The sequence below is a fragment of the Streptomyces sp. RK62 genome, from assembly GCF_018070255.1.
GTDB classification, from domain to species: Bacteria; Actinomycetota; Actinomycetes; order Streptomycetales; family Streptomycetaceae; genus Streptomyces; species Streptomyces nigra.
On the sequence record NZ_JAGPYD010000006.1, the window covers coordinates 247,835 to 259,973 of the forward strand.

Sequence of the window (12,139 nt, forward strand, 5' to 3'; positions counted from 1 at the left end):
CGCCCCGCGCGGAGGACCGATGAAAACCAGTCTGCACACCGTCCGCCTGGACCTCGCCGAACCGCTGCGCATCTCCCGTTCGACGATGTCCGCCCGTGACGCCGTCCGGCTGAGCCTCGAGCATGAGGGTCTGACCGGTCATGGCGAGGCCGTCAGCAGCGTCTACTACCGGCTCGACGCCGCGGCACTCGCGCGACACTTCACCGCCATCGGCGCGGGCCTGGACCGCTACCCCGACCCCGAGACCGCCCTGGAAGCTCTCCGTGCCGGTGAGTTGGCCGGCGACGGCACTCCCCCGGCCGTGACCGCCGCCTTCGAGGCGGCCCTGCTGGACCTGGTCGGCAAGCGCGCGGGCCAGCCCGTGCACCGCCTCCTGGGCACCGAGAACACCCCCGTCGCGGCCACCGCCCGCACCATCGGCATCACCTCGCCTTCGCGTGCGGCGGCACAGGCCCGCGCCCTCGCGGCGAGCGGCTTCCAGGTGCTCAAGGTGAAGGCGGGGGCGACCGATCCGGAGGAGGACGTCGAGCGCGTCCGGGTCGTCCGGGACGCCGCGCCCCGCGCGCGGCTGCTCCTCGACCCGAACGGCGCCTGGACCGCCGTACAAGCCCGGGACTTGCTGCCCCGTTTCGCCGCGCTCGGCGTCGAGGCCGTCGAGCAGCCTCTCGCCCCCGGCGACCCGGAAGGGCTGGCCGCGCTGGCCGAGCGGTCCCCGCTGCCCGTCATCGCCGACGAGGACGCCGTCGACCTGGAGGACGTGCGCCGCCTCGCCGGGCGCGTCCACGGCGTCAACGTCAAGCTCGCCAAGTGCGGCGGGGTGTACGCGGCCCTGCGCATCGCCGAGGCGATCGACGGCAGCGGTACGCGGCTGATGCTGGGTTGCCTGGTCGCCAGCACGCTGGGGATCGCACCCGCCGTGCACCTCGCCGACCGGGCCCGCTGGGCCGATCTGGACGGGCATCTGCTGCTCGCGCACGACCCGTGGACCGGCATCGGCGGTGCGGACGGCCTGGTGCGGGCGAGCGGATCGCCGGGGCTGGGCGTCGCGCCGTGGGACGGGGCGCCGCGGGACGGAGCGCCACGGGACGGAGCGCCATGAAGACCTGGCACGAGATACGCAGCCTGCCGCCCGCCGTCCGTCTTCTGCTGGTCAATCAGCTCGGCGTCAACACCGGCTTCTACCTGCTCATCCCCTACCTCGCCACCCACCTCACCGAAAATCTGGGCCTGTCGGCCGCCGTCGTCGGCGTCGTCCTGGGGGTCAGGAACCTCAGCCAGCAGGGCTTGTTCGTCATAGGCGGCTCCGCCTCCGACCGGTTGGGCGCGCGAGGCGTCATCATCGCCGGCTGCGCGCTGCGCACCGCTGGCTTCGCGTTGTTCGCGCTCGGCGACCACCTGGCCGTCCTGCTCGCGGCGTCCGTCCTCAGCGGGTTCGCGGGCGCACTGTTCAACCCCGCCGTCCGCGCGTACGTCGCGCAGGAGGCCGAGGGGCGCAGGGCCGAGGCGTTCGCCCTGTTCAACGTGTTCGCCACCACCGGCGCGCTGATCGGTCCGCTGCTGGGCAGCGCGCTGCTGCTGGTCGACTTCCGCACCTCGGCGCTGACCGCCGCCGGAATATTCGCGGTCCTGACGGTTGCACAGGCCCTGATGCTGCCCGCCCGGCCGGTCGAGCCGACCGGGGACGGGGTGCTCGCCGACTGGCGGGAGGTGCTGGGCAACCGCGCCTTCCTGGCCTTCGCGCTCGCCGTGTCCGGCCTGTTCACCCTGGAGAGCCAGCTGTATCTGCTGCTCCCCGACGCGGCGCGGCGGGCCACCGGCTGGGACGGCGCCGCCGGACTGGTCTTCGTCGTCGGCGCCCTCGCGGGCCTCCTGCTGCAACTGCGCCTGACCCGTGCGCTCAATCGGCGCGGGGACCGGGCCCGTTGGGTGGGGACGGGGCTGTTCCTGATGGGGGCGGCGTTTCTGCCGCCGCTCCTGGTCGCCACCGCGTCCAGCGGGCCGGACGACCCGACGCTGCGATTGCTGCCCGTGCTGGCGGGCGCCCTGCTGCTGTACCTCGGGGTGATGGTCGCCCAGCCGTTCGTGATGGACCTGATCCCCGCCTTCGGCCGGCCCGCACTGACCGGCACCCACTTCGGCCTCTTCTACGTCGTCTCCGGTGTCGTCGCCGCGATCGGCAACGCGGTTGTCGGCTGGGCCATGGACACCGGGCGGGACGGCGACGCCGCGTGGCTGCCCTGGGCGTGCTGCGTACTGGCCGGCCTCGCCTCGGCGCTCGGCGTCCTGCGGCTGCGCCGCCTGGGATCGCTGCCCGCGCCGCCGCATCTCCCTCTCCCCACCGCCGCCGTACGAGGAAGGACCCCGGCATGACCTCCGCGGGGCACAACCTGCTCACCGACCACCCCGCCCTGTACGAGGCCCGGTTCCCCGACCCCGACCGCCTGGCCGCACGCTGGACGCAGGACTGCCTGCGACGGCACGGCGCCGGCAACCGCGTCCTGGACATGGGCTGCGGAACCGGCCGCGACGCGGCGTGGCTGCACGGCGCCGGGCACGCGGTGATCGGCGCGGACCTCTCCGAGGCGATACTGGCGTACGCCCGCGAGCATCACCCGGGACCCGAGTACGTCCGCGCCGACCTGCACGGATTCGGCCTCGGGCGGGGTGTGTGCGACGCCGTGGTGTGCCTGGACAGCGCCTTGCTGTACTGCCACACCAACGACCAGCTGGACGGTTTCCTGTCCTCCTGCCGCCACGCCCTCGCACCGGGCGGCCTGCTCGTCGCGGAGATGCGCAACGGCTCGTACTTCCTCGGCCGCACCGACCTCCTCGACACGCCCAGGTCCGACGCGTTCACCTGGCACGGCACCGTCCACCGGTCCGTCACCACCCTCACGGTGGACCGTACGGACCAACTGCTGCGCCGCAGACGCGTGTGGACCTCCGACGACGGCTCCGAGCCCGTCGAGCAGCGGTCCGCGTGGCGGCTGCTGTTCCCGCAGGAGCTGCGGCACCTGCTGGCCGCTCACGGCTTCGACGTCCTGGAGCTCCACGACGGGCCGGGGCCGCGCACCGAACCGCTCTGGCGCGAGGGCCTGCTCCCCGGGCACACCACCGACGCCGACCGGCTGCACGTGGTGGCCCGTCTCACCCACCCGTCCACCGACATCACCACCCCTTGAGGATTCCCATGCACGACGTTTCGACCGACCGTCCCTCCTCCTTCCCCGAGCTGCGCCGCCGCGGTTTCCTCGCCGCGACCGGCGTCGGCGCGCTCGCCCTGGCCGGGTGCGGCGGCCCCGGCACCGACGACGGGGCGGGCCGGGACGGCGGCTCGCCCACGAAGGGCGGGCGGCTGCGCGCCGCGTTCGCCGGCGGAGGTGCGAGCGAGACCCTCGACCCGCACCTCGCCAACCTGTTCGCCGATGTCGCCCGCGCCAAGGCCCTGTTCGACAAGCTCGCCGACTACGGCGCCGACCTGTCCGCCGTCCCCCGCCTCGCGGAGAGATGGGAGCCCAACAAGGCGCTGGACCGCTGGCAAGTGACCCTGCGCGAAGCCGTCTTCCACGACGGCAGCCCCGTCACCGCGAAGGACGTCCTCTACAGCTACCGCCGGATCGCCGACCCGAAGCAGGCGTTCCGCGCCAAGGCGTCCCTGGAACCCATCGACCTCGACGCCAGCCGAGCCACCGGCGCACGCTCCCTCGAGTTCGTGCTCAAGCGGCCCACGGCCGAATTCCCCAACGTGCTGGCCGCGTTCGGCGCCTACATCGTGCCCGAGGGCGCCACCGACTTCGACGAGAAGCCGGTCGGCTCCGGTCCGTTCCGGTTCGTGTCCTTCACGCCCGGCCGCTCGGCGGTCTTCCGCCGCCACGACGCCTACTGGGAGGGCGCCCCGCACCTCGACGAGATCGAGTTCGTCGTGGCGAACGAGGAGTCGGCCCGGGTCAACGCGCTGCTCGGCGGGCAGGTCGAGTACGCCCACGAACTCAACCCCACCACCGCCTGCGCCCACGAGGACAAGGGGCGGATCGAGATCGTGCGGCTGCGGGGCAGCGCCATGCAGGCGTTCTGCATGAAGACCGACCGGCCGCCCTTCGACGACCCGAGGGTGCGCCAGGCGTTCTTCCTCATCGCCGACCGCCGGGAACTCGTCGACGGCGCGCTGTCCGGCGCGGGCGAGGTCGGCAACGACCTGTTCGGCAAGGGGTACGAGTACTACGCCGACGGTCTGCCCCAGCGGGAACAGGACCTCGACCGGGCCCGCTCCCTGCTGAAGCGGGCCGGCGCCGAGGATCTGAAGGTCACCCTGGACACCTCCGCCGTCGCCGCCGGGTTCACCGAGGCCGCCGGCATCTTCCGCGACCAGGCGAAGAAGGCCGGGGTCACCGTGCACGTGAGGATGGGCAGCAAGGACTCCTACTGGAGCGACATCCTCGACAACGGCACCCTGTGCTGCTACCGCTCCGGCGCCATGCCCATCGAGGCGCACATCTCCCAGCGGCTGCTCACCGACTCCACCACCAACGCCACCAAGTGGCGGCACAAGGACTTCGACGCGCTCTACCAGCAGGCCCAGTCCACCCGTGACAAGGCCGAACGCGCCGCCGTCTACGAGCGCATGCAGCGCCGTCTGTACGCCGAGGGCGGCTTCCTGGTGTGGGGGTTCGCGGACTGGATCATCGGAACGGCCCGCAAAGTCAAGGGAGTCGACGCGAAGGCGCCCGCCAACACCCTGGACTGGGCCCGTTTCGACACGGTGTGGCTCACGTGAGCGGACTGCGTTCCTTCGTCGCCCGGCGACTGCTCCTCGGCGGCGTGCAGACCGTGGCCGTGGTGCTGCTGGTCTTCGCGCTCACCGAGGCGCTGCCGGGCGACGCCGCGGTCGCCCTCGCCGGGGACCAGCCCGACCCGGCCCGCGTCGCGGCCATCCGGGAGGCGATGGAGCTGGACCGGCCGGCCTGGGAACGGCTGGCCGACTGGGCGGCGGGGCTGTTCCACGGCGACCTCGGCACCTCGCTGGTCTCCGGCCGTCCGGTGCGGCAGTACCTCGCCGACGGCCTCGGCCCGACCCTGATGCTGGCCTCCCTGACCGTGGCGCTGCTGGTGCCGGTGGGGTTCGGGCTCGGGGTGCTGGCCGCCCGGCACGCGGGCCGGCCGGTGGACCGGCTGATCAGCTCGGTGACACTGGCCGTGTACGCGGTCCCCGAGTTCGCCCTCGGGGTGCTGCTGGTGACGGTGTTCGCGCTGCGGCTCGGCTGGCTGCCGCCGACCGCCCTCGGCTACGGCACGGACCTGCTCGCCCATCCGGCGGCGCTGGTCCTGCCCGTCCTGGTCCTGTTGTCGCGGCCGGTGTGCTCATTGGCGCGGCTGGTCCGCGCGGGCATGATCGACGCGCTCGCCTCCCCGTATGTGGCGCATGCCCGCCGCTACGGCGTGTCGGGCCTCCGGATCCGGTACGCGCACGCCCTGCCGAACGCCTTGGCGCCCGCCGCGCAGCAGTTGGCCCGCACCGTCGACTGGCTGCTGTGCGGTGTCGTCGTGGTGGAGGCCCTGTATGTGATCCCCGGGCTCGGCACCGTACTGCTGGGCGCGGTGGCCGAACGCGATGTGCCCGTGGTGCAGGGGCTGGCGGTGGTGTTCGGCGTGCTGACCGTCGTCCTGAATCTCGGCGCCGACCTGGTCGCCCACCGGCTCACGCCACGGGCGGGGGTGGCTGCGTGAGGGCCATGCGTACGGGCCGCTTCACGCTCGGTCTCACTGTGGTCGCAGTACCACTCGTCCTCGCACTGCTCGGCCCGGTGTTCGCGGGTGCACCGGGCCCGCGGGCCGCGTCCTTCACGCTGGGCGAAGGCCACTGGCTCGGCACCGACTTCGTGGGCCGGGACGTCTGGCGGCAGGTGCTGCACGGTGGGCGCCCGGTACTGCTGACCGCGCTCGCCGCGACCGCCCTGACCTACCTGCTCGCCCTCCCAGTCGGTCTGTTCAGCGCGCTCACCCGGCACCGCTGGCTGGAGGAGCTGCTGATGCGCCCCCTGGACGTCCTGCTCGCGGTGCCGTCGCTGCTGCTGATCCTGCTGGCGGCCACCGTGTTCGCGCCGGGCGCCGTGGGTCTGACCCTGCTGGTCACGCTGGCCAACGTGCCCGACGCGGCGCGGCTGGTGCGCGCCGCCGCCGCGGAGGCCGCCGCCCGGCCCGCGGTCGAGGCGCTGCGGATGCAGGGCGAGACGTGGTGGCGGACGGCTGTCGGCTATGTCGGCCGCGCCATGCTGCGCCCCCTGGCCGCCGACGCCGGCACCCGGCTCACCGGTGTGCTCTACCTGGTCGCCACGGCCGCGTTCCTCGGAGTCGGCGTGGCGCCCGACGCCGCCGACTGGGCGGTCATGGTGGACCGCAACCGGACGGGACTGTTCGTGCAGCCATGGGCCGTGGTCGTGCCCGCCGTGCTGATCGTCACGCTGACGACGGGGACGAACCTCCTCTTCGACGCCGCGCTGGACAAGGGCGGTCAGCCATCAGGGAAGGAAGGACGTCCGTGAACGACGAGACCACGGCGAAGAATCCCGTCGCCGCCGAGATTCGCGAACTGCGCATCGTCGTGGAGGGACGGGCGATCGTCGACGGGGTGAGCCTGCGGCTCCGGCCCGGCCGGGTCACCGCGTTGATCGGCGCGTCGGGCAGCGGCAAGACCACCACCGGGCTCGCCCTGCTCGGCGAGTACCCGGAGGGTGCGCGGGTCACGGGTGAGGTACAGGTCGCGGACGGCGGCCCGGTCGGCTACATCCCCCAGCATCCGGCGGCCGTCCTCAACCCGGCCCGCCGCGTCTCGGCACTACTGACCGACATCGCCCGGACGCGGGTAAGTCACCTTCCGATCCGCCAGCGCCGGGCGGCGGCCCGCGACCGCGTTCTGAGCGCCCTGATCGAGGCCCAACTCCCCGACGACGGAACCCTGTTGCGGCGCTATCCTCACCAGCTCTCCGGCGGCCAGCAGCAACGCGTCGTCCTCGCCCAGGCGTTGCTGCTCGGGGCGCGGGCCGTCGTGGCCGACGAGCCGACCACGGGCCAGGACGCCCTGACCAAGAGCCGCATCGTCGAACAGTTCCGGGCCGTCGCGGCTCGCGGCATCGCGGTGCTGCTGCTCAGCCACGACCTGGACGTGGTGGAATCCCTCGCCGACGAGGTGGTGGTGCTGCGGGCCGGCCGGGTCGTCGAACACGGAGCGGCCGGGCAGGTCAGGACCTCGCCGCAGCACGCATGGACCCGTGAACTGTTGCATGGACGCAGGGAGTCGACGGACGCCAGGCATGCGCCACCGGGGGCGCGTGCGTCGCTGTCCGGTGACAGCGGCAAGGCACCTGTGCTCCGAGTACGCGGCCTGACAGCCCGGCACCGCGACAACGCACGCGGCGCCGCGGTGGTGTTGCGCGTCCCTGAACTCACTCTGTACGCGGGGCAGTCGCTCGCCGTGGCCGGCCGGTCGGGCAGCGGCAAGACCACCCTGGCTCGCTGCATCGCCGGCCTCCACCGGGACCACGACGGTGAGATCCTCCTTGGTGCCGATCCGCTGCCGCGCAGTCTGCGGAACCGGAGCCGCGCGCAGTTGGCATCCGTGCAGTACGTCTTCCAGGACCCGCGCGCCGCCTTCGACGAGTACCGCCCCGTCGTACGGCAGGTCGCCCGGACCGCCGTACGCCTGCGGGGCGCCGACGAGGACACGGCGATGCGGGAGGCACTGGCCACCCTGGCCGACCTCGGTCTACCGGAGGAGACGGCCCACCGGCGTCCGGGCGGGCTGTCAGGCGGCGAGTTGCAGCGTGCCGCCCTGGCCCGCGCCCTCCTCGCCCGTCCCCGGGTCCTCGTCTGCGACGAGATCACGTCGGGCCTGGACATGGTCACCCGTCGGGGCATCCTCGACGTCCTCACCGGGCTGGTCGAGGACCGCGGCGACCTGTCGTTGGTCCTGATCACCCACGACCTGAGCACGGCGGCGCTGGCCCACCGGGTCGCCGTCCTGGACGGCGGGGAGGTCGTCGAAGAGGGTCCGACGCGGACGGTACTGGCGACCCCGGCCCATCCGTTCACCATCGCCCTCACGGGGGCGGCTGCCGGGCGTCGCCGCGCCACCCCCGTCCCCCGCCCCTGATGCGTCTCAGGGGTGCGCTTCTTCTCGCCCGTCGAAGACCTCTCGTGCGCGCTCGATGGCCGGCATGCTCTGCGCGGCCCAGGCCAGCAGCACGTCGACGGGGTGCCGAAGTGTCTTGCCGAGGGGCGTGATCCGGTACACGACCGCGACGGGGCGGGTGGAGACGACCTCGCGCTCCACCACGCCGTTGCGCTCCAGGCGCCGGAGTGTCGCGGTCAGGGACTTCTGCGTGACCTGAGGGATGGCCCGGCGCAGTTCGTTGAAGCGGCACGGGCGCTCGCACAGTTCGTTGAGGACACTGAGGGACCACTTGTCGAGGACCTGGTCCAGCAGTTCGCGGTGCGGGGCGTCGACGCGGAGTTCCTGATCGAGTTGCTGGTCGGTATCCAAGGCGAAACCTGGTCTCGTTGAAGTGTCCTTCGGCCACTAAGTAGCTTATGGATACTTCGATGAGGGAGAAGAGACCATGACTGTTCAGTACGTCACCCCCGAGGGCATGCTGCGGCCCGTTCCGTACCACCACGTCGCCGTGGGCACCGGGACGAAGCACGTCCACGTCAGCGGACAGATCGCGCGCCTGGCCGACGGGACCGCCGTCGCGCCCGGCGATCTGGCCGGGCAGGTCACCCAAGCGCTGCGCAACACGTCCGTCGGGCTGGCCGGCGCGGGAGCGTCCTTCGCGGACGTGGTGCGCCTGACGTTCTACGTGACCCGGTGGAGCCCGGAGAAGATCGGCGACTTCATGGCCGGCGTGGAGGCCGTCGCCGACGAGATCGGGCTCGCGCTTCCCCTGCCACCCGCCTCACTCATCGGCGTGGAGTCCCTCTTCGAGCCGGACGTCCTTGTCGAGGTGGAAGCGACGGCGCTGCTGGACTGACTGCGGCCGGGGCACGGTCACAGCCGGGGCTTGGCCTCCCAGCGGGGACCCATGTCCGGGGTGTCGACTCCCGCGAGTTCCGTCACCAGGCGGTGCACCCGCGTCAGATCGTGCAGCAGCGCACGCGTCTCGTCCGGCGGCATCTCCGCACGCCGGGCGATCTCGTCCAGGAGGACGGCATCGCCGTCGTGCGCCGCCTGCGCCTCCGACACCGCCTGGAACACCCGCTCGTGTTCCGGGGTGTAGTCGTGGCGCTCGCCGTCGACGAACGTCCGTTCCGGGCCCGCGGCCGCAGGGTCCTTGATCGGCTGCTCGGCCAGATCGCCGGGGCGCCACTGCTGCTTGCCGCGGTGCTTCGCCGCGATACGGTTCTCATGCGTCACCGAACCGCCGTGGCGCATGTGCGTCCGCTGCTTGGAGGCGCCCAGGGTCTCGTTGCGGGCGCTGGGGGCCTCGCCGACGGCCGCCGCGTCACGGGCCGCCGCCCTGCGCTGCTCCTCGTTGCCTTCCATCTTCTTGCCGGCCATGGTGCTCTCCGTCCTCGTACTGTGCCTGGCCTCCCGTTCGTGTCAGCTGTCGAGTTCCTCCCGGATCGGCGGCTTGGGTGCGTCCCGCAGATGCTGGGACTGGCCCGGCCTGCCGCCCTTGCGTGCCTGCTCAGCGCGCTGTGCGGGACTCAGGTCGAGGTCGGAGGCGGGGTCCACCCGTACCGACCGTGCCACCTCGTCCTTGTTCGCGTACTCGTCCGGCGGAATGGCGCGCAGGGCCGCGACGACCTCCTTCGATCCGCCGCCCGTCCTGCGGGCCGCTTCCACCAGTTCGTCCTTGGTCGCCGGGAAGTCGACGTCCTTCAGTGCCTCCACGACCTCCCGAGCACTCGTGCCGTGCGCCATGGCTGGCTCTCCGTTCCGGTGCGGTGTGTGGGTCTCAGGGGCGCCGAGTACCCCGACCCCGCTGACCGTTTCGCACCTTTGTCCCGTTTTTCGAGCCGGTGAAGGAGGCAGGTACGAAGAGAGCCTGCGACGACCTTGTGGGGTCAGAGGGCGACCGTGCCGCGAATGCAGACGACGGTGGCTTCGCTCACCCAGACCGTGCCGTCCCGGTCGGCGCTGACCTCGATGCGGGCGGCCCGGCCCACCCTCGCCCCCTGGGAGACGCGGTAGGCGGAGGGAGCGGCGCCGGTGGAGGTGAGCCACTGCCCGACGGCGGCGTTCATGCTGCCGCACGCGGGGTCCTCGGGCACGCCGATACCCGGGGCGAACGTACGCAGCTCGAAGGCGTACTCGGAGCCCTCGGGCCAGGGGCCGATCGCGCCGACCATGGCGTCCGGAATCAGGGTCAGGTCGGGTTCGAGGGCGAGGACCTCCTCGGCGGTGGCCAGCTGGAGCACGGCCCAGCCTGGCCCGTTGTCGACCCACTGATGTGCGACGACCCGCTCCCGTGTGATGCCGAAGGCGGCCACGATCCGCTTCAGATGATCGCCGTCGAGTTCGCCGGTACGGACTCGGGGCGGGGCGGCGAAGGACAGGGTGTCGTGGGTGCGGCGGACGGTGACCAGGCCGGCGGCGCACTCCTGCACGAGGTGCCCGGCGTGCCGCGGGGTGCCGCCGCCGTCGAGCCAGGCACGTGCGGAGCCGAGGGTGGGGTGTCCGGCGAACGGCAACTCGCCTTCGGGTGTGAAGATGCGCAGCCGGTAGTCCGCCTCGGGAACGGTGGGCGGCAGGACGAACGTGGTCTCGGACAGATTCGTCCAGCGGGCCACTTGCTGCAACTGCTCGTCGCTCAGGTCCGTCCCGTCCAGGATCACCGCGACCGGATTGCCGGAGTAGGGACTCGTGGAGAACACGTCGACCTGCACGAAGGGACGGGTACGCGGCATGGGTAGGGTCACCTTTCGCAATGGCTGCCAAGGGGTCCATCTCAACGGCCACTTGTGCCACTGGGACAGGGCCAGTCACGGCTGAGTGGACTGATCACCGCGGACGGCCGAGGCGACCATGCGGCCGCCGACGAACGTACGGGTGGGCTTGAGGTCGCGCAGGGCCTCGCCGGAGCAGGTGGCTTTTCACAGGGGGTGCCGTGGGACCGGCGCGCCGAGGACCTGCCACCGGTCATCATGCGCCCACGGACGGTGCCCGCGCCACGACCGGGTTTCTCCCAGATGGGAGCCTCCGCCTCTCAAAGATCTCGACAGCGGGCGCACGTCACCGGCCGGCGCCTCGGCCCCCGTCGACGTGGAGAATCGCGCCCGTGACGAAAGGTGCGTTGTCCAGGTAGAGGACCGCTTCCACGACGTCCGCCACCTCGCCCATGCGTCCCAGCGGGTGCCTTCGGGCCAGATCCTCGTGGTCCTCCCCCTCGTGCAGGGAGGTCCTGATGATGCCGAGCGAGACGGCGTTGCTGCGGATGCCGCGGGCCGCGTACTCGACGGCCAGGGATCGTGTGGCGGACTGCAGTCCCCCCTTGGTCAGGGAGGCGAGCACCGACAGCTCCGCCGAGCTCGCCACGTCGGCCAGGCTGGTGGTGATCTGGACGACGTGGCCGCCGTCCTGGTGGAGCATCCGCTCGACGGCGAGCTGGGTGATGCGGAAGAACCCGGTCAGGTTGACCCCGACGACCGCGGCGTAGTCCTCCTGGGTGTACTCCGTGAACGGCTTGGAGATGAAGAGACCGGCGTTGTTGACCAGGGTGTCGATGCGTCCGAACCGCTCCATGGCCGCGGCGGTCAGACGCTCGGCCGTGGCGGGGTCCGCGATGTCACCTCGCAGTGTCAGCAGGTCCGGGTCGTCGGACGGGGCGATGGTGCGGGAAGTGGCGACAACTTTGTGGCCGAGCTTGCGGTAGGCGTCGACCAGGCCGGCGCCGATGCCCTGAGACGCGCCGGTGATGAGGGCGACCTTGGTGCCGGGAGGGTTCATGAGGACCTCTTCGGTCGTGAGGATGCGATGGTCCACGGGCCCGGGGGGCGTTCGTCCAGCATCGCGCGTCGTACGGGATGCCGCGCCTTCTGGCCGTGGATGGTCCGCGCCGGGCGGCGACCGGGACGTCGGGCGATGAGACGGTGAGGGCGGGCAGGCCGGGCAGGGCCAGGTGATCGCGAGGACGGTAACGACGAG

At 72.2% G+C, this 12,139-nt stretch carries 13 protein-coding genes; 8 read left to right on the top strand and 5 right to left on the bottom strand.

All coding sequences use genetic code 11. From position 1 onward, the window contains the following. Positions 1–19: 19 nt before the first annotated feature. From KBY32_RS13795 to KBY32_RS13825, 7 genes are read left to right on the top strand one after another with little or no spacing between them, the layout of a single operon-like run. A complete protein-coding gene (locus KBY32_RS13795) occupies positions 20–1,099 on the top strand; it encodes a dipeptide epimerase (protein ID WP_210980207.1) in 1,080 nt (359 codons plus the stop codon). Beyond that, positions 1,096–2,370, top strand: a complete 1,275-nt coding sequence (locus KBY32_RS13800) for an MFS transporter (protein WP_210980208.1) — start codon at positions 1,096–1,098, stop codon at positions 2,368–2,370. Before KBY32_RS13795 ends, KBY32_RS13800 begins: the two co-directional genes overlap by 4 nt. After that, entirely contained in the window at positions 2,367–3,182 is an 816-nt protein-coding gene (locus KBY32_RS13805) for a bifunctional 2-polyprenyl-6-hydroxyphenol methylase/3-demethylubiquinol 3-O-methyltransferase UbiG (protein WP_210980209.1), read from the top strand. Before KBY32_RS13800 ends, KBY32_RS13805 begins: the two co-directional genes overlap by 4 nt. 8 nt (positions 3,183–3,190) lie before the next feature. Further along, positions 3,191–4,774 (top strand): ABC transporter substrate-binding protein, encoded by a 1,584-nt coding sequence (locus tag KBY32_RS13810; protein ID WP_210980210.1) that lies wholly within the window; start codon positions 3,191–3,193, stop codon positions 4,772–4,774. Next, positions 4,771–5,724 (top strand): ABC transporter permease, encoded by a 954-nt coding sequence (locus tag KBY32_RS13815; RefSeq protein ID WP_210980211.1) that lies wholly within the window; start codon positions 4,771–4,773, stop codon positions 5,722–5,724. The genes KBY32_RS13810 and KBY32_RS13815 overlap by 4 nt, the downstream gene beginning before the upstream one ends. 5 nt (positions 5,725–5,729) lie before the next feature. Next, a complete protein-coding gene (locus KBY32_RS13820; protein ID WP_210980350.1) occupies positions 5,730–6,539 on the top strand; it encodes an ABC transporter permease in 810 nt (269 codons plus the stop codon). Then, positions 6,536–8,146 carry an ATP-binding cassette domain-containing protein gene (locus KBY32_RS13825; RefSeq protein WP_308293726.1) on the top strand — a complete coding sequence of 537 codons (1,611 nt, stop codon included), beginning with the start codon at positions 6,536–6,538 and terminating at the stop codon, positions 8,144–8,146. The genes KBY32_RS13820 and KBY32_RS13825 overlap by 4 nt, the downstream gene beginning before the upstream one ends. A gap of 6 nt (positions 8,147–8,152) precedes the next feature. Here the strand turns inward: KBY32_RS13825 and KBY32_RS13830 are convergent, their stop codons facing one another. Next, on the bottom strand, positions 8,153–8,536 hold the full coding sequence (locus tag KBY32_RS13830) for a helix-turn-helix domain-containing protein (protein WP_210980213.1): 384 nt from the start codon (positions 8,534–8,536) through the stop codon (positions 8,153–8,155). Positions 8,537–8,612: 76 nt separating this feature from the next. On the opposite strand from KBY32_RS13830, the gene KBY32_RS13835 reads away from it, so the two are divergent. Continuing rightward, positions 8,613–9,023: a RidA family protein gene (locus KBY32_RS13835; RefSeq protein WP_210980214.1), complete on the top strand. Its 411-nt coding sequence runs from the start codon at positions 8,613–8,615 to the stop codon at positions 9,021–9,023. 17 nt (positions 9,024–9,040) lie between these two features. On the opposite strand, the gene KBY32_RS13840 is transcribed toward KBY32_RS13835, so the two are convergent. The 4 genes from KBY32_RS13840 to KBY32_RS13855 all read right to left on the bottom strand — a co-directional run bounded on the left by KBY32_RS13840 (position 9,041) and on the right by KBY32_RS13855 (position 11,941). Beyond that, positions 9,041–9,550 (bottom strand): hypothetical protein, encoded by a 510-nt coding sequence (locus KBY32_RS13840; RefSeq protein WP_210980215.1) that lies wholly within the window; start codon positions 9,548–9,550, stop codon positions 9,041–9,043. A 42-nt stretch (positions 9,551–9,592) separates the two neighbouring features. Then, a complete protein-coding gene (locus KBY32_RS13845) occupies positions 9,593–9,916 on the bottom strand; it encodes a DUF2795 domain-containing protein (protein WP_210980216.1) in 324 nt (107 codons plus the stop codon). A gap of 143 nt (positions 9,917–10,059) precedes the next feature. Then, on the bottom strand, positions 10,060–10,902 hold the full coding sequence (locus KBY32_RS13850; protein WP_210980217.1) for a PhzF family phenazine biosynthesis protein: 843 nt from the start codon (positions 10,900–10,902) through the stop codon (positions 10,060–10,062). Between the two features lie 325 nt (positions 10,903–11,227). Further along, positions 11,228–11,941 carry an SDR family NAD(P)-dependent oxidoreductase gene (locus KBY32_RS13855; protein WP_210980218.1) on the bottom strand — a complete coding sequence of 238 codons (714 nt, stop codon included), beginning with the start codon at positions 11,939–11,941 and terminating at the stop codon, positions 11,228–11,230. Positions 11,942–12,139 lie beyond the last annotated feature (198 nt).

Bases quoted from the DNA above. Each gene is read 5' to 3' on its own strand.
- KBY32_RS13795 (WP_210980207.1), top strand. From the start codon at position 20: ATGAAAACCAGTCTGCACACCGTCCGCCTGGACCTCGCCGAACCGCTG.
- KBY32_RS13800 (WP_210980208.1), top strand. From the start codon at position 1,096: ATGAAGACCTGGCACGAGATACGCAGCCTGCCGCCCGCCGTCCGTCTT.
- KBY32_RS13805 (WP_210980209.1), top strand. From the start codon at position 2,367: ATGACCTCCGCGGGGCACAACCTGCTCACCGACCACCCCGCCCTGTAC.
- KBY32_RS13810 (WP_210980210.1), top strand. From the start codon at position 3,191: ATGCACGACGTTTCGACCGACCGTCCCTCCTCCTTCCCCGAGCTGCGC.
- KBY32_RS13820 (WP_210980350.1), top strand. From the start codon at position 5,730: ATGCGTACGGGCCGCTTCACGCTCGGTCTCACTGTGGTCGCAGTACCA.
- KBY32_RS13835 (WP_210980214.1), top strand. From the start codon at position 8,613: ATGACTGTTCAGTACGTCACCCCCGAGGGCATGCTGCGGCCCGTTCCG.
- KBY32_RS13840 (WP_210980215.1), bottom strand. From the start codon at position 9,550: ATGGCCGGCAAGAAGATGGAAGGCAACGAGGAGCAGCGCAGGGCGGCG.
- KBY32_RS13845 (WP_210980216.1), bottom strand. From the start codon at position 9,916: ATGGCGCACGGCACGAGTGCTCGGGAGGTCGTGGAGGCACTGAAGGAC.
- KBY32_RS13850 (WP_210980217.1), bottom strand. From the start codon at position 10,902: ATGCCGCGTACCCGTCCCTTCGTGCAGGTCGACGTGTTCTCCACGAGT.
- KBY32_RS13855 (WP_210980218.1), bottom strand. From the start codon at position 11,941: ATGAACCCTCCCGGCACCAAGGTCGCCCTCATCACCGGCGCGTCTCAG.